The sequence below is a fragment of the Sphingobium sp. UBA5915 genome (genome assembly GCF_002431195.1).
In the GTDB taxonomy this organism is placed as follows: Bacteria; Pseudomonadota; Alphaproteobacteria; order Sphingomonadales; family Sphingomonadaceae; genus Sphingobium; species Sphingobium soli.
The window spans coordinates 1-25,831 of the sequence record NZ_DJDV01000048.1 but is presented as its reverse complement, the minus strand read 5'-3'; the positions used below and the strand labels follow the sequence as shown (position 1 = coordinate 25,831).

Annotated in this window: 16 protein-coding genes and 1 pseudogene; 6 read left to right on the top strand and 11 right to left on the bottom strand. The window is 59.3% G+C overall.

Going from position 1 to position 25,831, the window contains the following annotated elements:
• A pseudogene (locus B2V90_RS06690) lies at positions 1-1,523 on the top strand (DNA-directed RNA polymerase subunit beta'); the annotation flags it as partial.
• A gap of 133 nt (positions 1,524-1,656) precedes the next feature.
• On the opposite strand, the gene B2V90_RS06685 reads toward B2V90_RS06690, so the two are convergent.
• Both B2V90_RS06685 and B2V90_RS06680 read right to left on the bottom strand, forming a co-directional pair.
• The gene (locus tag B2V90_RS06685) at positions 1,657-2,565 is read right to left on the bottom strand and encodes a polysaccharide lyase (protein ID WP_228222749.1); all 909 of its coding nucleotides are present in this window, start codon (positions 2,563-2,565) and stop codon (positions 1,657-1,659) included.
• A 68-nt stretch (positions 2,566-2,633) separates the two neighbouring features.
• A complete protein-coding gene (locus B2V90_RS06680; protein WP_228222748.1) occupies positions 2,634-3,545 on the bottom strand; it encodes a glycosyltransferase family 61 protein in 912 nt (303 codons plus the stop codon).
• A 243-nt stretch (positions 3,546-3,788) separates the two neighbouring features.
• On the opposite strand from B2V90_RS06680, the gene B2V90_RS06675 reads away from it, so the two are divergent.
• Positions 3,789-4,928, top strand: a complete 1,140-nt coding sequence (locus B2V90_RS06675; RefSeq protein WP_228222747.1) for a hypothetical protein — start codon at positions 3,789-3,791, stop codon at positions 4,926-4,928.
• Positions 4,929-4,979: 51 nt separating this feature from the next.
• Here the strand turns inward: B2V90_RS06675 and B2V90_RS06670 are convergent, their stop codons facing one another.
• The 5 genes from B2V90_RS06670 to B2V90_RS06650 form a co-directional block, all read right to left on the bottom strand.
• The gene (locus B2V90_RS06670) at positions 4,980-8,279 is read right to left on the bottom strand and encodes a glycosyltransferase (protein WP_228222746.1); all 3,300 of its coding nucleotides are present in this window, start codon (positions 8,277-8,279) and stop codon (positions 4,980-4,982) included.
• 430 nt (positions 8,280-8,709) lie between these two features.
• Positions 8,710-10,995 (bottom strand): asparagine synthase-related protein, encoded by a 2,286-nt coding sequence (locus B2V90_RS06665; protein WP_228222745.1) that lies wholly within the window; start codon positions 10,993-10,995, stop codon positions 8,710-8,712.
• A 50-nt stretch (positions 10,996-11,045) separates the two neighbouring features.
• Positions 11,046-15,323 carry a glycoside hydrolase family 99-like domain-containing protein gene (locus tag B2V90_RS06660; protein ID WP_228222744.1) on the bottom strand — a complete coding sequence of 1,426 codons (4,278 nt, stop codon included), beginning with the start codon at positions 15,321-15,323 and terminating at the stop codon, positions 11,046-11,048.
• Between the two features lie 58 nt (positions 15,324-15,381).
• The gene (locus B2V90_RS06655; protein WP_009822215.1) at positions 15,382-15,996 is read right to left on the bottom strand and encodes a hypothetical protein; all 615 of its coding nucleotides are present in this window, start codon (positions 15,994-15,996) and stop codon (positions 15,382-15,384) included.
• A 144-nt stretch (positions 15,997-16,140) separates the two neighbouring features.
• Positions 16,141-19,047, bottom strand: coding sequence for a hypothetical protein (locus tag B2V90_RS06650; protein WP_228222743.1), 2,907 nt, complete (start codon positions 19,045-19,047; stop codon positions 16,141-16,143).
• A gap of 460 nt (positions 19,048-19,507) precedes the next feature.
• Here B2V90_RS06650 and rfbA point away from each other — a divergent pair, with 460 nt between their 5' ends.
• From rfbA to rfbD, 3 genes are read left to right on the top strand one after another with little or no spacing between them, the layout of a single operon-like run.
• On the top strand, positions 19,508-20,392 hold the full coding sequence (gene rfbA, locus B2V90_RS06645) for a glucose-1-phosphate thymidylyltransferase RfbA (RefSeq protein ID WP_228222742.1): 885 nt from the start codon (positions 19,508-19,510) through the stop codon (positions 20,390-20,392).
• The gene (rfbC, locus tag B2V90_RS06640; RefSeq protein ID WP_009822218.1) at positions 20,389-20,934 is read left to right on the top strand and encodes a dTDP-4-dehydrorhamnose 3,5-epimerase; all 546 of its coding nucleotides are present in this window, start codon (positions 20,389-20,391) and stop codon (positions 20,932-20,934) included. Before rfbA ends, rfbC begins: the two co-directional genes overlap by 4 nt.
• Entirely contained in the window at positions 20,931-21,788 is an 858-nt protein-coding gene (gene rfbD / locus B2V90_RS06635) for a dTDP-4-dehydrorhamnose reductase (RefSeq protein WP_228222741.1), read from the top strand. The genes rfbC and rfbD overlap by 4 nt, the downstream gene beginning before the upstream one ends.
• A 4-nt stretch (positions 21,789-21,792) precedes the next feature.
• On the opposite strand, the gene B2V90_RS06630 is transcribed toward rfbD, so the two are convergent.
• The 4 genes from B2V90_RS06630 to B2V90_RS06615 all read right to left on the bottom strand — a co-directional run bounded on the left by B2V90_RS06630 (position 21,793) and on the right by B2V90_RS06615 (position 25,374).
• Positions 21,793-22,914 carry a glycosyltransferase family 4 protein gene (locus tag B2V90_RS06630; RefSeq protein WP_228222740.1) on the bottom strand — a complete coding sequence of 374 codons (1,122 nt, stop codon included), beginning with the start codon at positions 22,912-22,914 and terminating at the stop codon, positions 21,793-21,795.
• Between the two features lie 65 nt (positions 22,915-22,979).
• On the bottom strand, positions 22,980-23,636 hold the full coding sequence (locus B2V90_RS06625) for an ABC transporter ATP-binding protein (RefSeq protein WP_009822221.1): 657 nt from the start codon (positions 23,634-23,636) through the stop codon (positions 22,980-22,982).
• On the bottom strand, positions 23,633-24,442 hold the full coding sequence (locus tag B2V90_RS06620; protein ID WP_009822222.1) for an ABC transporter permease: 810 nt from the start codon (positions 24,440-24,442) through the stop codon (positions 23,633-23,635). The genes B2V90_RS06625 and B2V90_RS06620 overlap by 4 nt, the downstream gene beginning before the upstream one ends.
• Complete coding sequence (locus B2V90_RS06615; RefSeq protein WP_293920494.1) at positions 24,442-25,374, bottom strand: hypothetical protein; 933 nt, start codon at positions 25,372-25,374, stop codon at positions 24,442-24,444. The genes B2V90_RS06620 and B2V90_RS06615 overlap by 1 nt, the downstream gene beginning before the upstream one ends.
• 348 nt (positions 25,375-25,722) lie before the next feature.
• On the opposite strand from B2V90_RS06615, the gene B2V90_RS06610 reads away from it, so the two are divergent.
• Positions 25,723-25,831, top strand: a 109-nt coding sequence (locus B2V90_RS06610) for a hypothetical protein (protein ID WP_293920506.1), incomplete at its 3' end; no start/stop codon positions are given.

Here is a 25,831-nt window from a genome sequence, read left to right as displayed (position 1 = left end):
CGGGCACGCAGCTCACCATGCGGACCTTCCACATCGGCGGCGCGGCGAACTTCAACGAGACGTCGAACCTGGAAAGCGTGGCGGACGGCACAATCGAGCTGCGCGACATGCCGACCATCACCGACAAGAATGGCCGTCGCCTGAGCCTCGCCCGCAACGGCGAGATCGCGATCATCGACAGCGAGGGCCGCGAGCGCGCGACCCATCGCCTGCCCTATGGCGCGACCATCCTGTTCGAAAATGGCGCCGCGGTGGCCAAGGGCGACCGGATTGCCGAATGGGATCCGTTCACCATGCCGGTCATCACCGAAAAGCCGGGCATCGTGAAGTATCAGGACCTGATCGACGGCAAGACGCTGACCGAACAGACCGACGAAGCGACGGGCATCGCCCAGCGCGTCGTCACCGAACATCGCGGATCGGCCCGGTCGAAGGAGGATCTGCGTCCGCGCCTGACCCTGCTCGACGACCAGTCCGGGGAAGCTGCTCGCTATATGCTGGCGATCGGCGCGACCCTGTCGGTCGATGATGGGGCGCAGGTGCAGGCCGGTGACGTGCTGGCGCGTGTCAGCCGTGAAGCGGCCAAGACCCGCGACATCACGGGCGGTCTGCCGCGTGTCGCTGAGCTGTTCGAAGCGCGCAAGCCCAAGGACAACGCCATCATCGCCAAGGTGTCGGGCCGCGTCCAGTTCCTCAAGGATTACAAGGCGAAGCGCAAGATCGCCATCAATCCCGAGGATGGCGGCGAGCCGGTCGAATATCTGATCCCCAAGAGCAAGGTGATCGACGTTCAGGAAGGCGACTATGTCAAGCGTGGCGACAACCTGATCGGCGGTTCGCCCGACCCGCATGACATATTGGAAGTTCTCGGCATCGAGCCGCTGGCCGAATATCTGGTCGCGGAAATCCAGGAAGTCTATCGCTTGCAGGGCGTGAAGATCAACGACAAGCATATCGAGACGATCGTTCGTCAGATGCTGCAAAAGGTCGAGATCACCGTGTCGGGCGATACCACCTTGCTGGTGGGCGAGCAGGTCGACCGCGAGGAAATGGACGAAGTGAACGCCAAGCTGGGCGCTGGCATGCAGCCGGCCGAAGGCAAGCCGGTGCTGCTGGGCATCACCAAGGCGTCGCTGCAGACCCGGTCCTTCATCTCGGCCGCGTCCTTCCAGGAAACCACTCGCGTCCTCACCGAAGCGGCTGTCCAGGGCAAGAAGGACACGCTCGTGGGCCTTAAGGAAAATGTCATCGTCGGCCGCCTGATCCCGGCGGGCACGGGCGCTGGCATGAACCGGATGCGGGTCGCCGCCTCGTCGCGTGACGCGGCGCTGCGGGCCGCGCTGCGGGTGTCGAACGAAGCGCATCTGATCGCGCCCAAGACCGCTGCCGAGGAACATGCCGCCGAACTGGCGCAGGGTCCTGAAGCGGCGATCGGCAATGATCCGCTGGCGATGGTCGAAGGGGAAGCCCACGGCACCGACGCCGACGCAGGCGATTACCTGCAGCAGAGCGACGAGGGCTGAGCCCTTTGAAAATGCCGGGGCCGCACCTATTTAGGGTGCGGCTCCCAAGCCCACCGCGCTGTCACAGGCGCAAAAAGAGCCCGCCGATGCAGCAATGCGCCGGCGGGCTTTTCTTATGCGCTTTAGCAAGCCGTCAGCGGTCGAGGCGGATGTCGTCGAAATAGACGGTCTGGTGGCCGCTGGGATCGGCACTGCGATAGCTGCCCAGTTCGAAGCCGAGCTTCGGACTGACGCCATAGCGGGCGGGATCGAAGCCCCATTCGACGGGTCGGTCGAACTTCTTGACGTCGTTCAGCCAGAAGCCGACGCGCCCGATCATCTCGCCATTCCGGTCATCCGATTGCAGGACGAAGGAATAGTCATTCCACTGCCCCTTGCGCACCTGTCCGCGGAACAGCACGCCCGCGTCCCGCTTGTCATAATATTTGAGGTTCTGCGCGTCGGGGCTGCGGGCGACGATGATGAACTCCTCGACGCCGGACGATTTATTCTTGCGCCGGGATTGCGGGACGATGCGCAGCGACAGGATCGGGCCGCCGGGGTTGACGCTCTTGACCTTGTTCACCTTCCCCTTTTCCTTGGGCTGGAAAATCTGGAAATGGATCATTTGGTGCGGGGGCGTGTCATAATCCTCGCCCAGCTTCATGGCGAAACGGATGCGCGTCACCCGATCGTCGCCAATGACCATCCGCCCCTGCTCACCACCCGGCAGCGGTTTATAATGGGACCAGAAGCTGTACATGATCTTGTTTTTCGCCGCGCCCTTGGCGCTGGGGTCAAGCGAGACGCGCAGGCAACTGGGCGGCGTATGACAGGCTTGAGAAACGAGTTGAGGCCGCTCCGCCGCGCGCGTGCCCTTGTCGATGGTGGCGCGAAATTCCTGATTGGTGCGCGGGTCGAGGATGGCGGTCGCACCTTTGGCTTTCATGGCCTGTTGCTGGTCGAAATCGAGCGACAGGCGTTGTTGGGGTTGGGCGGAAGCGTTTGCAGCGGCCAGCAAGCCTGCTGTTACAACACTGACGCACGTAAGCAGAGGGTGCAAAATGTTCATCCTTATGCAATTCCCTCAGATAACGGCGCACAAGGCTGTTTGCTCCGGAAAGACCCGATTCAAGCCGCAGCTAACTTCGCGACCACCTCATCCAGATCTCCGATCCTGTATCGTGAAAATGACCGCGCACCTGAAATTTGCTCCATCGCGACACCATGAACTCTTTGATCAAGCCGCTTCGCTTGCGCGATCAGATCGAAATTGCGATTTATCGATGATCCCCGCGAGAATATGTCAATTCGCGCATGGATTTGATCCAGCAAAACCAACAGATGAAATGCAGATCCTTCGAAGCCCGCTATTCGTTCCGCATCAGATAATATTTTAACCTGCTGTTCAAGGCTATGTTCTTGTGCATGAAAAATAGTCCAACCATTCAAAGCCAAGACCGCTTCAATATCTGTTTCGTTGTCTATCCCTCCCAAATCGGCCGCCAACTTGGAGCGCGATAACCAAATCCACCTGCCGCTTATCGGCTGCCATTCGACCTTGCCGAGAAATCGTTCATGATAGGGCCTGAAATAGTTCCCTATGGAAAATCCACAATTTCCAACGACCAAAGATCGCACCCTAGCCGGTTCAGTTACGAAGATATGTCGATTTTGAACACCTAGAATTCGAAAGATAACTTGGTGCCACGGCTTCATTTCCCGCTCTTTGACCCACAGCAGAGGGGCGTCCGGACATTGCGGCAGAACATGCAGACGGGATAACGATTCCAACAGAAAATGACCAAAGTGATTATAAAGATACCCGGCGAATATGGCTTGCTCACCAATCGTGCCATCCGCGGCCGACGTGGGCGCACGGGGGCGATATACAAATCGCCTGTCCCCTCTAAAAAATGCACTTTGGTCCACATAGTCGCCGTTTCCGTCGAACGCGCCACCTATCATTGCTCCCGGAGGCCCGTCCTTCTTAACCCGAACCGGAACCAAAGTAGCGTCAGATATCGTGGTAAATTGGGTCATCAAATTTCCATCAAACTGGGCACATTGAGCGACTGCACTATCCAATGACAATTCAGCAGATTGGTCGTGACATCACATCAGCAATCTGACGCAAGGGAATGCGAGAGCCCTTCACAATTTGGATGGAAAATGTGAGCCAGATTGGCCTAGCTACCATCTTCGTAGCGCTTCTACGCAGAAAGCAACTGGAATTCCCGCCGTGTCTCATTTACGCCTTAGCCGATCTAAGCTGGAGAATGGTCTTTGACGAACTTTATCGTTCATATCGGTGATGGCAAGTGCGGGAGTTCCGCCATTCAAGCTGCGCTGTTCGACGCGCAAGCCGCTCTGAGGGACGCAGGGATCGGCTATTATTCGCACCACAGAACGAGCGGAAACTTTTGTCTCGGAACGTTGGTCGGAAAATCAACTCGAGGAAATGACGCACAGCAACGGAAATATGCCTTAAAAGCAATTGATGAATTGAAAATAATATCTAAGTCTGTTGATTATATCGTCATTTCCTCGGAATCTTTTTTAAGCATTGAGCCTAATGACATAATTGAATTGCTCAAGTCCATTGATCCAGCGCCAAGACAAGTCGACGTTATATCCTATGTTAGGGACCCTCTCGGCATGTATCTGTCACTTGCACAACAGTCCATAAAGGCCAGTTATCGCTTTCCTCGGCCGGATCGATACATCCGTCCGATTGATCGGTATCTTGCTTCGTGGCAATGTCATCCTGAGGTTAACAGCCTCAACGTCCGCATGTTCGATCGCAAACATCTTGTCGAGGGCAATGCCGTCGCCGACTTCGAATTACTGTTACGCGACTTGACCGGGAAGGTCGAAATCGAACTCGAACATATTAATGAAAATACCTCTCTGTCGAGTGAACAGATGGTTGTCCTCCAGGATTATCGCAGCCGATTTTGCAGAGAAATCGAAGGGAAATCGGCGGCTGGAAGTTCACGACTGATCGAGATGTTCACAGCCATGAACGCCAGTGGACTGGTAGGCTCTAAACCAGCACTTAATGAGCGAGCCGCGCAATTGGTCTTGAAAGGCAACGACGATATTATCAGCAGGATCAATCATCGATATAGACTGTCGATAAACTGTCCAAAATCCATAGAAGTGCCAAGCAGTGATACAGATTGGAGTAAGATCTCAAGCATTTTGACGCCTATCGAAACGGACTATCTGCACCACCTCAAAATGTTCATACCTGATTTCAACCCCAGCCTTCGCAGGGGAGACTTCTCGAGGGTCGATCGATCAAAAGACAAGCTCAGGGAGATGCAGCCAGGCAAAATGTATGCGATAGAGCGCGCAGCAGAGGTCTATTGGATCGCAGAAAGTATCAGCGGATTGCTAGCACCCTACAGTGCTGTTCGCTAAGCGGCGTCAACCATTGAAGCAGCCAAAATACGTCCGTAGCATAGGCTAGATTTACCTCGCCTCAATCCGCGCCCGCCAGCAGGCGATGCCTTCTGTTTCCAGTTCTGGACGATCAATCATATATTCCGCAACAACAAATCCGTCGCGGGTGTAGAAATCGACGTCATCGCCGGGGAAAGCCTCACCCCAGCGGGCCGTGTAGCTGTAGCGGTTGTGGATGATGAAGCGGCCCCTGCCCTTGGTGCGGCCTTCATGATGGATGACGGTAGAGCCGGCGGCATATTCGAAGACATGGCGACCGTCGCCCAGGCGATAGCATAGGTCGATATCTTCCTGCCCGTTGATGAAGATTGGGTCGAACCCGCCGACCGCGGCGAAATCGGCGGCGCGCATCGCGAAGCAGGCGCCGGTGATCGCGCGGAAGCGGCGATTGTCCGCGACCAGCGGTGAACCCGCATCCTCATCGACATAGATGGGGTAGCCAAGCGGCGTCTTGCCGGAGAACACCACGCCGACGCACTGCACCTTGCCATCGGGGTAGAGCAGCTTGGGCTGGCTACCCATGACTTCGGGATCAGCGAGGGGCGCCAGCAAAGGCTCCAACCAGCCGGGCTGCACTTCCGTATCATTGTTGAGGAAGATGATGCGGCCGCCCTGCGACGCGGCAAAGCCGACATTGTTGCCGAGCGAGAAGTTCAGATTGTCGAAATTGTGGATGACGCTGATCCGGCCGTCCCGCTCCGCCCACTGGTCGAGCAGACCCGATGTTTCCTCGTCGCTGCCATTATTGACCATGATGATCTCGACCTTGGCGCGGCCGCACTGGCGCACCAGCGCGTTGAGGCATTTGTTGGTCAGCGAATATTGATTATAAACGCACACGATGATCGACACCAGGTCGGGGTCGCGCTGCGGCGCGTTGCTGCGCAGGCTGTGCCAGTCGATCATCGTCTGGTTGAGCGACAGGAAGCGGCGTTCCGGCCCGACGCGATGCTGCTTGCCGTCCACCGGCTCGCCCACCGGCGCCTCGCGCCAGGCGGGACGGGCAGCAACCGCGCCCTCCTCATAGGCCTTGGCGGCGAGCGCGCGCAGCTGCTTCATCTTGCCAGATCCAAACGCCGCCTTCACCTTGCGCGCATAGTCGGGGTGGCGCTGATGCACGATTTCCATCGCCGTCTTGATGAGGCCATCCTTCTCCGCGCCGAAACTGGCCGTGCGCTGGTGGAAGACATAAGCATGGGGCGAGATGAAATTCTTCCACCCGGCCTTGATCGTGCGCATGCAAAAGTCGTTTTCCTCGCCATAGCCGCGGGGAAAAGCCTCTTCGTCGAACAGGCCGATATGATCCATCAGATCGCGGCGGATATACATGCAAAAGCCGTTGCCGGTCGGCACGTCGATCGGATCGGATTCCTGCGTGAAGCTGATGATCCGGTGCGCCCATTCGTCATGCGACAGGCCTTCGGGGCGGGGATTGACGATGTTGGGCGTGGGGAAGGAAAAACTGCCTGAATTGTCTCCCATGGCCGTAACAGTGCCGGCCCTGGGCGTGCCCAGCGCCACCTTGCGCATCCCCTCGATCCAGCCGTCATGGACGATGGTGTCGCTGTTGAGCAGCAAAATGTCATCATCGCCGGCCCAAGCGATGCCGCGATTGATGGTGCGGGTATAGCCCATATTTTGCGGGTTTACGAGCAGGTTAAAGCCCGGGTTGAGCGCAAACCGCTCCAGCAAGGGCTGCACCCGGTCATCGCTGCTGCCATCGTTGATCATCAGCACCCGGTGCCGGGTCAGGTCGGTGCGGGTCAGCACAGATTGCAGGCAGCGCTCGACGGCTTCGGGCGCATTATAGACGGGCACGATGATGGTCAGCCGCCGTGTTTCGTCGATGCGCAGCGGCACCGGCTCGTTCAGCATGGTCGAAAGCGCATGCCGCAAATTGTTGCGCAGCACGACGGGCGCGAATTGGCGCAGGATCTTCTCACGTCCAGCATCGCCCATGGTCGCGATACGATCGGGATCCTGGCACAGCGTGACGACGCGCGCTACGACTGCGTCGATGTCCTTATAATCGACGAGGAAACCGCTTTGGTTGTCGTCGATCAGTTCGGGCACCGCGCCCCAGCGATAGGCGATCACCGGCCGGCGCGCGGCCTGTGCTTCCGCCACAGTACGGCCGAAGGATTCGGCGAAATGCGACAGGGCGAGCACGACGTTGAGCTGCGCCATCGCCTCGGCCGGGGTGTCGGCATAACCGGCGAATTCGAGATTGCCCGGCAGGCCGGCGGCCTTCAATTCGGCGACATAGTCGTTTTCGGGGCCGATGACGCGGAAGAAGGCGTTGGGCGCCGCAGATTCCGCACGGCGCGCGACCTCGACAAAATCGGCTATGCCCTTTTTGGGGATGTTCGAGCTGACAATGCCGAACACGATCCGGTCCTGCACGACATTGGCCATGTCGAGCGCATCGACCTTCGCGACATTGGGCGCGTGGAAACTGCGCTTGCTGCGCTCGAACAGCTTTTGCGTGGCGGCGGAATTGGCGATCACATAATCGGTTTGCTGGAGGATGCGATCGATAATGCCCTTCGCATCCATGCCCATGCGGTTGCACAGATGTTCGTCATGGTCGATCAGTTCGCGCGCATGGATCGCCGTCACCCGCCCTGCCCGGCGCGCCGCGATCAACGGATCGACCAGCACGATCGTATTGCAGTAGACGAGGCTGATATTGCACTGTTCGATGATGTGCGTGAAATCCTCGATAGAGGTTTCGTCAGGCCCCCGGTTCTTGGTCCATTGCCCGTAGGGGAAGGCGAACAGGCCGCAGGATTTCGAGCGGAGCAATTCGATATAGTCGGGATTGCCCTCCTTGGGCACGGCAACATAGATGTTGAGGCGCATCTGCCCCAGCGCATCGAGCATGTCGATGAAGCTGCGTTCGCCGCCGAACATATGCGCGTTGACTTCATGGGCGCACAGCAGGACAGACGGAGCGTCCGCGATAACGGGCACGTCCCCCTGCTTCCAGGATGCCGGATCGAGCGCGCGCCGACGCGGACCGAGGCGGCGGTTTTCGCGGTGCCCGTTCTTCACATAATGGAGCAACGGGTTCATGCCCGCCGCGCCCACATCCGGATTCATTTCCAGATAGCCGCTCGTGCTGAATTCGCTCGACGGATCGCGCCGCAGCAGCGATCCCAACCACAGATAATGCGCAGCGGCGTCCACGCCCAAGATTTGAACATCGGGATAGGTCCGAAGATACCAATTCTCATTGAACAAGGGAGACTGCTTGATCAGCGCCACATGCTCAGCCGGAGCGGCTTCCGCCGGGATCAATTTATGCACTTTGCCCTCGCATTACACAGCAATCAAATTGCGGCAAGCTTGGGCCTATGCCCTAAGCTGCACCCTGAGGCCGGCCGCTTGCGGCAATAAAATATGTTATCGTCTTGATTGTGTGCTCGCAGTCGCAGCAAAGCAAGGACTAACAGCAAATTAACCTTATTTTGTCGGTTCAATCGAGGGTTTTCGGCCTTCGTCGAAGCTATCTAGCGACCGTCTTGTGATGGCAAACCTATTGAAAATGGTGCAGTCGCAATAAGATAGTCAGTGCTTACGCCGATAGTGGGAGACGACCGAAAGAGCAGCGCCCGACACCCAATCAATTCGCGTATGAGACTGCCGCAATGAGTATGAAACGAATCACATGCCCAAGGGGTCATAATAGATTCCCAGCCAAAGCATGGATCTGCCGCCAAGAAGCTTTTGAGCCGGGTCAATATGAATGGGCGACCATATGTTCGCGGGAAAATCCGGTCCCCTGGTCAAAAAAGACTTCCAGCCTTCCCCCGTCCTGAGGCATTAAAGCCATGATATCGCAGCTTTTAATTTCAGACATATTATCTATATTGTTAAAATATATTTGCGGATCGTCACCTGTTGAAGTGAGCTTAACCTCTTTGCCTGATGCTGAGACGACTTTCAATTGTGAATTACATCTATATTGTGATGCATTTATCTCAACCACACGGCCATCTGCGTAACTCAGGATCAATTTTTCAATTGTGATATCACAAGGTCTTTCGGCGGGATCAATACGAAAATTACGCAGATTCACCCGAGGAAATGGAATGTGAAAATTACGCTTTCGCTGCATGGAAGTATCAATATTGACTGAAGCCTGTTCGCGTCGATGCGACAATTCGGCGATATTTGTTATCATCACCCCGGACGGCAGCCTGGAATTTTCAATTTTATCCGGTGCCCTGCTTTGGTCATTGGCGGTCAAAATCAGGATTTCGCAGATGTTAGCGATTGTACGCACAGTCGGAGTGTTTTTAATCAGTGCGGGATTATCCAGAAACTCCGTAAAGCGTTTGACGTCGATTACGCTCTCCACGCCAGAAAACTTATGTGCTTCCAGATAGTCTTTGATAAATTGTCCGCCACTCTTCGCTAGGGTAACCTGCCAAGGTGCAGAAGGATGTTGAGGCACTGGCAACTTCAGTTCGACCCCCGGCAGTTTCACGTTCAGGGCGCGATCCTGATAGTGGTCTGGCCATTTTTTGTTTAGATAAGGAATTGCCAACAAATCCGGCCGCAGTGTCATCATGGCTTCAAAGATGAATTTCCGACCACGTCGATCGGCAAGTGACTGCTTCAGCCCGGTGCGTGACGCATATTTCGAGGCCAAGGGCGCAAGCCGATAAATGGTTCCCACATTGGCCGCCATCGCCCCGCCCCACCACGGGAGTCGAAAGTCGAAATAATAGAGTTCCGGTAGATCGTTAAGCTCGGCGCCCTGCGCCAATGCCGACTCCATCCATTCGTCATCCAGCGACTGATCATAGTCGACCGCTTCCGGCAGCAGGATACCCATGGGATCATAAACCTGTTGCGGTTCGCGCATGAATTTTCGCGCCACGTCGCGCGATGTGACATCAATCTCCGCGCTGCTTGCCCGCACACGTTTGAAATAGGCATCGAAGTAGCCGACAAGATCAAGGCGCGTCTGCGTTGCCGTGGCCGCCCCTCCGTCCCAAGCGCCAGGCGCCCCTTCATAGCGGAAGGCGTGCCGTCGCAAATCCGTCCAGATCGCATCCATCGGGCGTTCTGTCGCCACCTTGGGCGGTGTGTGGATATTTGTGACGTGTTTGACGCCCGCTTTCTCCGCAACAATTGCGGCGGCGGCAATGTCCGGGTTGTCCGGAAAGCCATATGTGAAGGCTTCAATTCGGTCAGCGATCCGACTCTGCGTCGCGGCGGCCAGCACCAATCGGGAGTCCTCACCACCCGTCAGCGAAATTCGGATGGGCTGGCCGTCCAATCCGGGGAAGTAATCGAGCGAATCGAAATTGTGGATGATCTCCGATATGGACCGGATATAATCGCCCCGCCCCGGCTCTCCCCGCGCGGTGAAAATCGGTGTTCCAGAACGCCGTATATTCAAATCCGAACCTTGTGACCATTGTATCGCAAAGCCAGGCCGCACCATTCGGACGCCCTTCAGGAACGAGCGCTCCGTGAATTTATTGCCCTTTGCGACAAGGTCTGCGATCTGCTGCCAATCGGTTTCCAGCCTGCCCGACCTCGTCAACAGAGGGTTCAGGAACATTTGCCGGTTGGAGGCAGCAAAATAATCTTCGTTGTTCAGATAATAAATCGGTCGTAGGCCGGTAAAGTCCGAGATTACATTTATCGTGTCGCCATTTTCTTCATAGTTTACGGCGCAAAACTCGCCATCGAGATAATCATTTGCTTCAAAAATGCTCCGCTTTTGAAATATGTCGCGGAACAAATCGAGCGTATTTTCACCGCGTGATTTGAGGAAGCAAAAACCTTCATAGGCTATGAACCGCTCGCCAAATTGACCGCTCTTTTCCCCCAAGCCCAGGAAATCATGACTTTCGGTAGACGCAAAATATACATCATCCGCCAAAGACAATATTTTTCGACGATGCGGCTCATACGGAACAAGATGATCGAGCCCCTTGATCAACCGATCGAAAAGTGTCTGTTTCGCAGATTTGCTCTTTGCCTTGACGATCAGGAAATGATGCATGTCGGTCCTCGAATTTCTGCTGTCCTAGCACCGCTTGGGGTGCTGACCCATCATTGCGTCACGCGCGCCGTCGCCTGGCGCAGGGCGGTCATGTCCGGCCCGGAAAAGGCGGCCTTTACGAGGCGGGCATAGTCGGGATAGCGTTTCATCACGACATCGACACCTTCCTTGACCAGCTTGTCCTTCTCACCCTTGAAGCTGGCGGTGCGGATGTGGAAGACGAACGCCCAGGGCGAGATGAGGTTGACCCAGCCCGCCTTCATCGCCCGCATGCAGAAGTCATTCTCCTCACCATAGCCGCGCGGGAAGCCTTCCTCGTCAAACGTGCCGCATGCGTCCATCATGGCGCGCCGGATATACATGCAGAAGCCCGAGCCGGTCGGCACTTCAGGCGCGGCGCAATCGACCGCCGCCTGAACCATCATCAACGCATATTCCTCATGCGTCAGATGATCGGGCTTGTCGCATTTCTGGTTATGAAGCGGGAAGGAGAAGGCGCCGGCATTGTCGCCCATGGCCGTGACCGTGCCAACATTGGGCCGGCCATAGGCGGTGGCGCGCAGACCCTCCAGCCAGCGCGGCGTGACCACCGTATCGCTGTTCAAGAGGATGACATCGCGCCCGGCGGCCTGGCCGATGCCAAGGTTGATCGTCTTGGTATATCCCAGATTGCGAGGGGAACGCATGATGGTGAGGCCCGGCGTTCCGGCAAAACTGTCGAGCACGGGTCCAACCGCCGGATCGGGGCTGCCATCGTCGATGACGAGCAGCTGATTGTCCTTCAAATTTGTGTGCTTGATGACGGAGGCGATACAGGCCCGCACTTCCTCCGGAGCATTGTAGACGGGCATGACGATGGTGCAGGGCACGGCCGCACCGATGGTCTGGGCGGCGATATCGATGGGTTTGGCGTTGCCCACATCGCTCTGCGGAGTCATCGGCCGACCGACGATCCGGCCATAAGCCTGGCCGACATGATCGCGCAGGCGCTGCTGCGAGAAATTCTGGCGGATGAAGGCGGCGCCCTTTTCCCCCATGGCTCCGATCTTGGCGTCATTCTCGCACAGGTCGGCCACCGCATCGACTACGGCAGCGACATTCTTGAACGGCACCAGATAGCCGGTTTCGCCATGCTGGATAAGCTCAGGCAGCGCGCCCCAATGATAGGCGATGACGGGGCGTTTGGCCGCCAAAGCTTCGGCGACCGTCCGGCCGAAGGATTCGGCGAAAGTGGACAGGTTCAGCAGGACATTGAGTTCCGACATGGCCGACCGGGCGCTGTCCTTGTAGCCGGCGAAGACCAGATTGTCGGGGCGCTCGCCCTTCGCGACCTCGTCCATCCAAGCATCGATCTGCGCGGTGCGCGGGCCAATGATGACGAACTTGGCGCGGCTGGTGCGGGCAGCCGCCAGGCGGGCGACTTCCACAAAATCGGCGATGCCCTTTTTGGGGATATTGGAACTGACGATGCCGAACTTGATCGTGTTGCCGAACAGGTTGCGCATCTCGAAATCCTCAACCGTGACCGCATTGGGCACGTAGAGGGTTCGATTGTCGCGGGCGAACAACTCGCAGGTGGCGCGCGAATTGCCGATCAGCCAGTCGGTGCGGTCGAGCACCGTGCTGATGATCTCCCCGGTGGTGAGCGCCATGCGCTCCTGAAGGCCATTGTCGAGTGAGATGAGTTCCCGGACATGGCTGAGCGCCGTGCGCCCCATGCGCCGCGCCGCCGCGATCGGTTCCAGCAGGACGATGGTGTTGGCATGGACGATATCGATGGCATGGCGCGCGATGATGTCGGCGAAGTCCAGCATCAGCCATGCATAATTGTCGCGATTGTCCATCCATTGCGGATAGCGGAAGGCATAAGCGCCCGCGCACAGCTTCTGGATCGCCTCGATATAGGCCCGGTTATTGTCGCTGGGCAGCGTCATGATGACATTGACCGGCATCGTCGCCAGCGCTTCGAGTACATCGAGCAAGCTGCGTTCGCCGCCGAACAGCTGATGCCCGGAAATATGGGCGCATAGCAGGATCGTCGGCTTGGTCGGATCCACCTCCCTGTAGCCGCGATACCAGACCGGGCCGCGCGGCATGGTGCCGTCCGGCGCCAGCGGGCTGCCCAGATGGGCAAGCCGACCTTCCTGCTTGGGCGCAGCGGCGATGCCGGCCGGCAGCGTGACCGCCTTCATTCCCGGCGTCGCGTCAACCGCAGAGCGGAACGCGGCCAGGTTCGTCCTGCCCCAACGCTGGTCGGGCTCCAGATAGGTGCCTTCCGCCCACTCATTCCAGGCATTGATGAACATCAGCGTTTCAGGCGCGCTGTTATGGCGGCTTTCCTGATCCAATATGCCCTTGATCCAGCGCCGGAACCCCTGCGGGGTCGCGCCATGGAAGACGCGCGCATCGGTCAGGCGGCGCGCCATATTGTCCCAACCCAGCATCGCGCCGCGGTGCACGGGCCATTCATAGCCGTCGGCATAGCGTTCGACATCGCCATCGACGACGGCACCATAGTCGAAAATCTCGCCACCGAAATCCTTATGCAGATCATGCACCTTGGCGCGCAGATCGACCCGCGCGCCTTCATGCGGCGGGAACAGGACATAGCTGTCGAGCCCGTGATCCTGCGGCTGGCCTGCCAGCGATTCAAGACCAAAGCGCACCGCGCACAGGTGGATCTCGCCAAGACCGGCCTTGCGGCATTCCTCGCGCCAGATGCGCGCGGTTTCCAGCCAGTTGGGAATGATTGAAATGCGATAGACAAGCAGAACCGGCTTGCCGCAATGACGAATCCAACGCGGATCCTTCATCATCGGGATCATTTCGTGAATGAAGGCGATATTGCTTTCGAGCGAATAATCCTGCTGCATCAGGACGTGGCGGTTCTGCCCGTCCCAATTGCGCGACCAGTTTTCGTTCGCCCAGCATACGCAAAAGCCGGTGTCGATGCGCGACGACCTGGCGAACTGCTCGATTGGCTGATTGAGCAGCTTCTTGCCGTTGAACCAGTAATAATAGAAGCAGAAGCCATGGATGCCGAATTCGCTTGCAAGTTCCGCCTGGCGCACCTGCGTCTCTTCAAGGCGCAGGTCATAATAGCCAAGGTCTGCCGGCACGCGGGGCTGATAATGGTGGCGGAACAATTGCTTTCCGCGCACGACATTCTGCCATTCGGTAAAGCCCTTGCCCCACCATTTGTCATTTTCCGGGATCGGATGAAATTGCGGCAGGTAGAAAGCCACAGCCTTGAGAGGGCGGTCAGGCGCGGCTGCTTGCGCCGGCCCGCGCGCGGCGTTGCGAACCTCCATGCCCCCTTCCCGGGCAACGGCGGCCAAAATCCCCAGAACCGTATCGCGTCCGGGAAATTTGCTGGCGTCCCCCGCACCAGCCAATTCAGCGGCACGCACAGCCACGGCAAGGGGCCGCCCGAGCAAAGGCTTGAGCCAGATCGCCGCGCCGCCGACCAGATGCAGAGGATCCTGGCCAAGGGTCAGGCCCAGGCGTGGCAACGCCGTATTGAGCGCGTCAATCAGCAGCTTGCGCTCCGCATCCTGCCGGTTGAGCACAGACGCGTGGGCACCTGCCAAACCCCACTGCGCATCCCCAACGAAGGTTGATTGAAAAGCGAACGCCTGGTCAAGCGATTCGCCCGAACCATCCTGCGGCGATATCCAGAGGATATCTTCATAGCCATCCAGCGCCCCGGAGCCTGCAACACGCGCAAAACCTCGGGCATTCCCCGCCTCATCTGGGTCGCCAAGCAACGTCAGCGATACGATGTTGTCCGACAACGCCTCAACGCCGAGCCGATCAATCGCTCCCATCAGGAACAGGTCGAGCGCACCGAGGCGGGAAAGCAGCTGCCGGATTTGTGCGCCGTCATCTTTAAGCGCGAGATTGAGGACGACCGCCAGTGGCGCGTTGGGCTCCAGCCCGCGCAACCCGAACGCATCGGTTGCATGACGGATATCGCAGGTCATTTCGACCGGACTTGGCATCGGCTGATGCGATTTTGCGACGGAGTCGACAAGCCTTACCGGCGACTTGCGCGCGGGCAGCGGCTCGCGCCCTTCCGCCTCGCCATGGCGAATATAGTGAAGCAACGGATCCATGCCCGCCGCCACGACATCGGGATTGACCTCCACATAATGCCGTGTGTCAAACTTGGGGCCGGGATCACGCTGGAGAAGAAGACCGAAGCGCACGAAATGCTGGATCGGGGTGACGTCCACCAGGCGCGCGTCCGGGAAGGTCTTCACATACCAGTCGGCATCGAACAGCCCCGATTGTTCGACTTCGCGGGCCAGATCATCAAAAGTCAGCATTATCAGCCTTCATGGAATCGAGCGGCGCCAGACATGGAGCCGGATATCGGCAACAGGTTCAGCGCGGCTTTTCCTGGAGGGCGGCTGCGCAGCGGCGCAAATCCTCCATCGTGCGATTGACCGAGCGTCCTTCGCGAAGGCCATGGGTCACGAAATGTTCGGCGGCATTAACGCCGGCTTCGGACACATCAGGGTTCTGGTTAAGATACCAGGTAGCGTCGAACAGGCTATGCGTATCCAGCAACGCGCATTTGCGCTGCAAACGGACATTGGCCGGCAGGTATTTCGGCGCCGCTTGACGCAATAACGCGCCGAGCAGGCGTGTGAACAACAGATGCGCCTTGTCGGCCTGCGCCACCAGTTCTTGAACGCGTCCTTCCCGATCCTGCGCACGCTTGAGCGCGGACATCAGCGTTGCATTTTCCTTGAAACGAGCATCCAGTGCGGCTTCATGCTCACGCACGGTCGTTGCCTGTTGATCCTTAGCGGCCAGCAACTCGCCCTTGAGCTTGCGATGTTCGTCGTCAAGGCGCTTGACCTGAGCCTCAGCGGCCTGACGCGCCGCCGTCTCGTCAGCCAGTTGTGCGCGTAAAAACCGCAATTCGGCAGTGGCCCGGTCATCCGCCATCGCGGCGCCGCCGCCTGCATTCCCCTGGCTTTCCAAATCTTCCACCGCACCGCTTCCTTTGTTCAAAACTGCCCCGCTTCAGGCTATCGCATGATGGTTTCGGCTCACGAACCAAGTACCGAAGGATGGTGCGGCGACTATGGCAACCACCCTGTTGATGCAAGCCTTCCCCCGCGCCCTGCAGTCATCCTAGCGCTTCGCGGCTGACTGGGCCAACTCGCGCAGCGCGGCCATTTTCGCATTGGGCGAGCGCCCTTCGGCAAGGCCGTGGCGAATGAAGTGCAGCGCCGGATCGAGCGGTGAAACGGCGACATCCGGATAGGCCGATACATACCAGTCGGCATCAAAGCCGGCATGGTCGATGATCAGGCGGCGTTGCTGCTGTTCGGTTTTCTTTCGCGTGAGTTTGGGGAATGGCAAGACCGCTTGCGCCAACATCGTTTCCAGCGACGATAGCAAGCGATTATAGAGGTCGATATTGCTTTGCTGACTGGCCAGAGCCGTCGCGCGAAGGATTTCCCTCTTTCGCGTCATGTCCTGAAGGTCGGCTTCGACCGCCTTTACAGCATCCGTATGAGCCTTGCGCAGCCTGTCACTCTCGGCAGCGTGCTGCGCCATTTCGGTGCGCAGGCGGTCCAGTTCCTCGGTGCGAGCGCCCTCCTGTACCCGCGCGTCCTCCAGCCGCTGCCGATGCTCACGCAGCGCGACATCCCTTTGGGCAAGATCAGCTTCGATATCGCGCTGATTTTGCAATACCGCATCAAGCCTTTGCGTCGATGCCCTTTCCTGGTCGGCGAGGGCCTGTTGAAGGTCGTCGACCTGCGCCTGCACCTGCCGCAGTCTTTCCTGCTCTTTGTCGCGCATGCGGGTCTGTTCATCGAGGTCCGCGCGAAGCCGCTCGATCGCACCATTGCGTTCGGCAAGACTGGCTTCGGCATCGTCCTGGCGTTGGCGAACATCGTCCAGCATCTGGCGCGTCTGGGCCAGTTCCAGTTCGCGATGATTGACCGCGCCCTGAAGCTGGATGGTTTCCGCCGTACGCTCGCGCAGATTCTGCTCGAGCGTGGTGATGGAGCGGTTCGCCCTTTCCAAAGCAGCGCTATGCCGCTCCCGGTCCGCCTGATGATGCTCATCGGCCGCGCGCAATTGCGCGTCACGGTCGGCCAAGGACTGGTTCGCCGCAAGCAGCGACTGGCGCGCCTGCGCGAGTTCCATTTCGCGCAGAGCAAATTGCTCGGTCAATGTCGCGATCTCACTGAAGCGGGCCTTGAGCGCCTCCTCCGCCGCTGCCTTCGCGCGCTCCAGATCACGAAGCCTGGACTGTGCCTGCGACAGGGATTGCTCAAGCTCGGCGCGCGCTTTCGCGTCAGCACCTTGCTGCTCGTGCCATTCGTTCCGGGCATTGAGCAAGGCTTCGGCCGCCTGTTCGGTTTCCAGCTGCCGCTGGCGCAGGGCGCTATCCGTCTGCGCCAGATCATCCTGGAGCCGCTTTAGCTCTTCTTGGTGGGTGGAGCGCTCCTGTGCCAGCTGACCGGAGAGTTGCGCTGCCCGCTCCTCCCATTGCTTGGCGAGCGCTTCGGTCTGCGCCGCCTTTACCTGATGGTCGGATGATGCCTGTTCCGCATCGCCCAGCTTGCGCAAGGCATCCGACAGAGCCTGCGCACTTTCCTCCTGGCGCGTGGCGGCCTCCCGCTCTGCCTCGTCGGCGCGGCGCTGAGCCTCCTCGATCGCTGCGGCGCTTTCTTCCTGCTTCTGCCGAGCCGCATCCGCCTGCTGCTGCGCGTCCTTCACCGCGGCGAAGGCGTTGGACAGGTCTCCTTCCAGCTTGGCGCGCATTTCGCGCAGCGTATCGCGCTCCTTCTGCGTAGCCAGATGGCGCGCCTCGAGCGCTTCCTTGGCGCGCTGGATCGCCTCAGCCTGTTCCTGTGCCTTCACAGCGCGGGCCTCGACCTCAGCCTGCGCGAGCTTCAGTTCCTCGGCCTGTTTGCGGGAGCCAGCGACATGCTGCTCCAGCGAACGAGCGCGCTCACGCAACCCGTCCCTCTCCTTCCGGGCCTCGGCCAATTGCCGTTCAGCCGTTTCCTGCCCCGTTTGCAACGCTGCAAGGCGCTCTTGCGTCGAAGAAAGATTGCGCTCAAGCTCTACTTTCCCGGCGCGCAGGGCATCAAGCTCTGCTTGTGCAGCGGCTGCACTGCTCTCCAGTTCGGCCTGACGCGCGCCCGCCTTCTCGCGGTCTTGCTGCAACTGCGCGATCTTGGCGTGCCGATCCTCATTATCCTTCGCGATCGTGCCAAAGGCATGGCTCGCCGCGACGAATTGCGCGCGAACCTCATCCAGCGCCGCACGTCCGTCCGCATTCTCGCCATCGGCGGCAAAGCCCATCAGCGTCTCATATGTCCGAACCACCCAGTCGGAACCGTAGCTGAGCGAACGGAGTACCCGTGCGCCATCGCGGTGATGGCGCATGTCGGCAGAAAGGAATTGCGCGATTTCACGGCGCGCCTTGACCGAATTGCGCGGCCAGATCAGCCCCAAATCGTCCTGCGTCCGCTCGATGAGGCCGGCCGGGTCTTCCAACAGATCATCGAACGTCGTGAAGATGCGGCGCAACCCGCGGGTTCCGCGCTCGCCGTCGAGCGTGTAGCGCAACCATAGCAAGACGCCCTTGGACATCAGGAAATTATTGCGCCGCTCCAGCGATCGCGCGACCTCGACGGGATTGCGCAGCGGATGGATAGCTACCTGATCAATACCCAATTCGTCGAAGATTGATCGCCAGAACGGCATCAGGATCGAAAGCCGCGGGTCCTTGAAGATGAAGAGCGGCGAGTCGGTAAATTCGCTGCCCACCAGTTCGATCGCGCGATCGCGAAATCGCTGCATCGCGGAGGATTTGAACCAGTCGGGATTGAATTCCAGCCATTCCGACCATTCACCGCCGCCCGACACGAGCATTTCCTCGTTCAGGTCCTTGATCGGCTTGGATTCCCAGTAGCCGGCGGCGTTCCACTGGTCAGCCTCGATCAGGCGCGGCGGCATGTCACCGCCGAGCAGGTTGAGCGCGCGCGACAGGGCGCTGGTACCGGAACGGTGCATCGCGACAATCATCACCGCCGTACGTCTGGCTGACGGGGAAACAGGGGCGGACGCCCCCACCTTTTGTGCCTGACCTGATTTCGCCCCGCCCGATGCCTGCGCTTTTTCCGTCGACACTATATCGTCCACCCTTAACCGCCCCCAGACTGAATGGCCGCACCTTCTGACGCCATGGTCGCACCTGTCAATCATAAACCCCAGCTTTGTCCCGCATTGCAACATCGGCAGCCGGCTTGGCGCGGAGATTGGCACCTATGCGACGGCGCTCGTCACCGCGAGGCGACTGCGCGGCAGCGCAGCAATGCCACGCCCCCGGGCGGCCGGCCGCTTCGGCCTTCCAGATGCGGAGTCTCGTTCTGGGCCGCCCCCATCGACACAATTAGACATTGCGCGCCGCAACATCGCCTTGCAATCGACACCCGCCAACCTTACACCGCGACCGTCTTTGAGGGAGCTTGATGTGCGCAAGGGAATTATATTGGCCGGCGGGTCCGGCACAAGACTCTATCCGCTGACCAAAGGCGTCTCGAAACAATTGATGCCTGTCTATGACAAGCCGATGATCTATTATCCGCTGTCCACCCTGATGCTGTCGGGCATTCGCGACGTCCTGATCATCACTACGCCCCATGACGCGGCGTCCTTTCAGGCTCTTCTGGGCGACGGCAGCGAATGGGGCATGTCCCTGTCCTATGCCGTGCAGCCCGAACCCAAGGGGCTGGCCCAGGCCTATCATATCGGCGCGGACTTCGTGGGCAGCAATCCCTCCACGCTCGTGCTGGGGGACAATATCTTCTACGGCCATGGCCTGGTCGACCTGTTGCGCAATGCCGGCACGCGCGACAATGGCGCCACCGTGTTCGGCTATTATGTCAGCGATCCCAAGGCCTATGGCGTGGTATCGTTCGATGCGCAGGGTCGCGCCGAAACGATCGAGGAAAAGCCCGAGCAGCCCAGGTCCAACTATGCGGTCACGGGGCTGTATTTCTACGATGGCCGCGCGGTCGATATGGCGCGAGACCTCAAGCCCTCTCCGCGTGGCGAACTGGAAATCACCGACCTCAACCGCCTCTATCTGGAAGAAGGTGCGCTCTCGGTCGAGATTATGGGCCGCGGCTATGCCTGGCTCGACACCGGCACCCACGGATCGCTGCTCGACGCGGCGCTCTATGTGCGGGTGACGGAGGACCGCCAGGGCCTCAAAATCTGCTGCCCCGAAGAGATCGCCTGGCGTCAGGGCTTCATTGACGACGCTCAACTGGAAAAGGTCGCGGCCCCGCTGCGCAAAAGCGGCTATGGCGACTATCTGATGGGCCTGCTCGGCGGCAAGGGAGCGATTGCGTGAACATCATCGAGACCGCCATCCCCGGCCCCGTCATCATCGAACCGCGCGTGTTCGGCGACGAACGCGGCTTCTTTTACGAAAGCTATAATGCGGGCGCGTTCAAGGCGGCCGGGCTGGATCTGAATTTCGTTCAGGACAATCACAGCAAATCCGCCAAGGGCGTGCTGCGCGGGCTGCATTTCCAGAACCCCAATCCGCAGGGCAAGCTGGTGCGCGTGACCGCCGGCCGGGTCTGGGACGTCGCGGTCGATATCCGCCGGTCCAGCCCGCATTTCGGCAAATGGGTCGGCGTCGAGCTGTCGGCTGCCAACAAACGCATGTTCTGGGTGCCCGAAGGATTTGCGCACGGCTTCATCGCGCTGGAGGACGGCACCGAATTTCTCTACAAATGCACGGCGACCTATGATCCGTCCGCCGAACATTCGCTGATGTGGAATGATCCTGCCGTCGGCATCGAATGGCCGCTGGAAGGTCTGGAACCACAGCTGTCGGGCAAGGACGCACAGGGCAAGGCGCTAAGCGAGATCGAGGCTTTCGCATGAAAACGCTGATCACAGGAGCCAAGGGCCAGCTTGGCCGTGGTTTGCAGGCAACCGCGCCGGCCGACGCGACATTGCTGTGCGTCGACGTCGATGAACTTGATATCACCGACAGCGTCGCGGTCGGGGCGTTGGTCACGCGCGAAAAGCCGGATCTCATCCTGAACGCCGCCGCCTATACTGCCGTGGACAGGGCGGAAACGGAAGAAGACGCCGCAATGGCGATCAATGGCACAGCGACCGGGACGCTGGCGGACGCCGCCCGATCCGTGGGGGCACGGTTCGTCCATGTGTCGACCGACTTCGTGTTCGATGGACGCGCGGGAATTCCCTACGCCCCCGATGCGCAGACCGCGCCGCTCAGCGCCTATGGCCGCACCAAGCTGGCGGGCGAGCAACTGGCCGGACCGGATGCGCTGATCGTGCGCACGGCCTGGGTCTATGCCCCTACCGGCGGCAATTTTGTGCGCACAATGCTGCGCCTGATGGCGGAACGACCCGAAGTCCGGGTGGTCGCCGACCAGATCGGCACGCCGACCTACGCGCCCGGCCTTGCGTCAGCGCTCTGGACCATGGCCAGCAAGGGCGTTTCGGGCATTCACCACTATACCGACAGCGGTGCTGCCAGCTGGTATGATTTTGCGGTCGCCATCCAGGAAGAAGGGCTGGCGAGCGGCTTGCTGAGCCAGGAGGCGCGGATCATGCCGATCCCGACCAGCGCCTATCCGACGCCCGCGGCTCGCCCGCATTATTCGGTTCTGGACAAGGCATCGACCTTCGACGCTCTGGGTGGCACGACGCCGCATTGGCGCGCCAATCTGCGCGTGATGATGCAGGCGATCAAGACGAACGGCTGACCGTTTAAGCGTCGACCAGTTTCAGCGCGCGGAGCAAGGCCCGCGCGCTGTCGTCCCAGCCGGCACCGACATAAGGTGCGGGATCTGGATGGTGCAGAATCTCGACTAACCGGGCTGCGAGCCCAGCGGGCGCTTCGTCAGTGAAAAAATAAAGGCCGGGGCGCTCGAGTTCGCGCAACACGGGCAGGTCGCGCGCCAGCACCTTGCGGCCGTGACGCAGCGCCTCGGCGACCGGCAATCCATAGCCCTCCCCGCGTGAAGGCACCGCGACCAGCGACGCCCGCGCATAGATGGCGGTCAGCACTTCATCGGTCGCGCTGTCCAGCCACAGGAAACGCGGCTGCCGCCGCGCCAGCTCCCGCATATGCGCCTGCAAGGATTCGGTGCGCCAACCAGGGCGACCGACGACGACGAGCCAAGGCGCCGCGGGGTCAATCTGCCACAGATGCTCCATCGCCGCGATGAGGCTGTCATGCCCCTTGCGCGGTTCGATGGTCCCCACGACCAGTACCATTTTCTGACCGTTCAGTTGGGCAAGCGCGGCATCCTCTTCGGCGCTCATACCCATGGTGGGGCTGGACTGCTCGATCGCGCCGCTGAGCGGCATGACGCCAATCTCAATTCGGTTAAGCGACATCGCATGCGCGGTTTGCAGCATATCGTGCAAATCGCGCGCCACCTGCTCCGAAATACAGATGGCGCGATCGGCATGGCGCATCAGCACCTTGATCCATCCCCGGAAATTCCGCCCGGTGCTTTCTGGAAACCAGTCCGGCCGTTGAAGCGGCAACAGGTCATAGACGACCAGATTGATGGAAGCCCCCGCGCGCCGCCAGCCGGCGATCTGCCGCCGATGGCGGATCAATCTGTGCGCAGCGAGATCAAGGCCCAGGAAAATATCGCCCGAGGCGGCTTTCACCAATGGAGCGGACCGGGCGGGCAACGAGAATGTCAGACTGTCCGGATCATAGTGCGCAACCGCGTAGCCGCGCCTCGCCGTCGCCGCGACCGGCACTACGAGGACATCCTTCAGCTCTGCCTGGATAAAACACTGCCAGAGCGCCCGAACCACCCGCTGAATACCAGTGCCCGCGTCATGCTGCGCAATCGTAGAGACATCGATCAAGAGGCGGCGATGCGTGGGCCTAGATGCTCCCGGCGTCGGCCGCCTCAACCGCCAAACCGACCATTTCATCCGGTAGCGTTGGCCTGGTAGAAGGCAAAGGCCTCGTCCATGTCGTCGAATTCGGTCAACGTGCTGCGCGCCAGAACGGCGGCGCGATCGCAACGATCGCGCACAAAATTGTCGTTGTGCGACACGATGATCATCGCACGGTCCTTACGCTTGACGAACAGTTCGTTATAGCATTTTTCCTGAAAACGCTTGTCGCCTACCGCCACAATCTCATCAATCAAGAAGCAATCGAAATCGACGGCCAGGGAAATGCCGAAACCCAATCGCGCACGCATACCGGCAGAATAGGTCTTGATCGGCTCCTTGAGATATCGGCCCAGCTCGGCGAATTCCTCCACCGCCTGTTCGGCCTCTTCCGGATCCTTGTTATAGACACGGCAAATAAACTTCAGATTATCCAGACCAGTCAGCGAATGCTGAAATGCACCGGAAAAGGCGAGCGGCCAGGATATCGACATGTCGCCCACGATCCGACCGCCGGTAGGCTGTTCGATACCACCTATCAACCGGATGAGTGTGGACTTCCCAGCGCCGTTACGACCCAAAATGCCGATTTTTTCGCCACGGTTGATCGTGAAGCCCACATCCTTGAAGACCCAATGCCGGCCCGTACGCGTGCGATACGCCTTGCTGATATTTTCCAGACGGATCATGCGGGCACCAGATTGCGGCTCGCGCGGCGGATTTCGACCAGACCGAGCAAGGTGAATACCAGATTGACTGTCGCCATATAACCCAAGTCGTAATGCGCAACAAACTCGGACCCGAAAAATCCGTCCCTCACACATTCGACGCCATGAACCATTGGCAGCAACAGCACCCATTCGCGGAACTCGGGCGGCAACGCGTCTACCAAAAATCCAGATCCTGACAGTGGAAACAAAAGATATTGCATCGGGTGCCAGAATTTATCGACCAGTTCGGATCGGTGTGACAGCGCGCCGACGAACATGCCGAGCGCGCAACCCCACCAGGCCAGCATCAACCATCCGCCGACGACTTTGAGGGGGTCCTCCGGCAGACTGAGCCAACCGATCGCGGCAAAAATGATCGTCAACACCAGGAAGGACGTCGCGACGCTGACCCCTTCCAACAACAGGCGTGAGGCGAATATGTCGAAGATCTTCACATTGCGGTGATACATCAGCGACAAATTGGGCTCGATCGAATCCACCAGCCGCGATGGCATGTTTCGCCAGACCAGCACGCTCGAATAGCCCGTCACCGCGAATGCCGCGATTGTCAGGCTGGATCCATGAACGGCCTTTAACGCGCTCCAGATCAGCGTCACGCCGACCGTGAAGATCATCGGTTCGACGAACAGCCACAGAAAGCCGATATTGTGCCGGCCAAAGCGCGTGATGACCTCACGCAGGATGAGCGCATGAATGACCCGCCGCTGAATCGCGAAGGAGTGCGCGAAGCTGGTGCGCGGCACCTCCGGACCATTCCCGTCCATCAGTCCTTATGTTCCTTGATACCGCTGACCAGCATCGACAGCACCGCCCACACGACCATGCCGACGGCGAATACGCCCAGAATGGCGCGCATGCGATGCGGTTCGGTGGGATAATCCGGGATATTGGGTTCCACAATACGCTCGACATAGGCGCGCTTGCGACGCGCCTCGTTCCGCGCATCCTGCAACGACGTGATCGCCGCCGCCAACACCTTGTCGGCGAGCTGGCTTTCAAGTTGCAGCCGCTGATATTGCGCCGCCGTGGCGGCCAGCGATTTCTGGTTGCCGGCCACCAGACCAACCTGCTGGTCGATTTCCCGGCTCAATTCGCGCACGCGGGTTTGAAGAATCGGAATTTGCGGATTCTGCGGCGTGAAGGCGCGCAGCTGGACCAACTGCGTTTTGGTCGAGATCATTTCATCCTGCAGCTTAGAAATCATCTGCAATTGGACGGTCGCCTGCTGTTCAGGATCGACCACGCCTTCCTGATTGCGATATTGGGAAAGGGCGAGCGCGGCCTTGCGCGCAGCCGCCTTGGCCTCTTCCAGTTCCTTCGACGCATAGCTGATAAGGTCGGCGCGTGACCGCTGGTTCAGATCATTGACCAGCGTTTCGGCTTGGGCGAGCAACCGGCGGTTGATTTCATACGCGTCCTTCGGGGCAAAGGCGCGCACTTTCAGCGTTGTGATCGAAGCACCCGCATCATAGGCGACTTCGATCTTCTTGGTGTAGAAATTGAACAACCGATCGCGCGACACGCCCGACCGCCAAGGGTCGAAACGGTTCAGGACGGAAATAGAATCATTGCCATAGGCTCTGGTCACCAGACCGTCGCGATTGAGTTTCGCAAGGGCGTCCCGCGACAGGATATAGTCGCGCGTGGCATAGCCCTCATTGCTGGAATTACCGCCGGACTTGATCAGCGCTCCCAAGCTGGAAGGTTCGCTCTTTTCCGCGTTCTGCACAACGAAATGCGATTCAGAGATATAAAGGTCGGAGCTCAAACCATAATATAGGGCGGCAATCGCCGTAGGAATCAGGACCGAAGCGATAAAGAGAGTCGGTACGCGCCCGACGCGATCAGGAATTTTTAGCATTGGCACTCGTCAGCCCATAGTTTGGGCTTGTGTTAGGAGTGGCATTCGGCAAAGTCCAGCCTATTGCATCGCGGCACAGAGACGGCATCCTCGCCCTCTTTGGCGTCCTCACTCCTTGTTTGTAATCCGCAAAGGGCGTGCTAGGGCGAGCGCTCCTTCCTACAGCAGGGGCTGTGCGGCTTTATGAAAATCACGATGATCGGCACGGGTTATGTAGGCCTTGTGTCGGGGGCCTGTTTTGCGGATTTCGGGCATGACGTGGTGTGCGTCGACAAGGATGCGGGCAAGATCG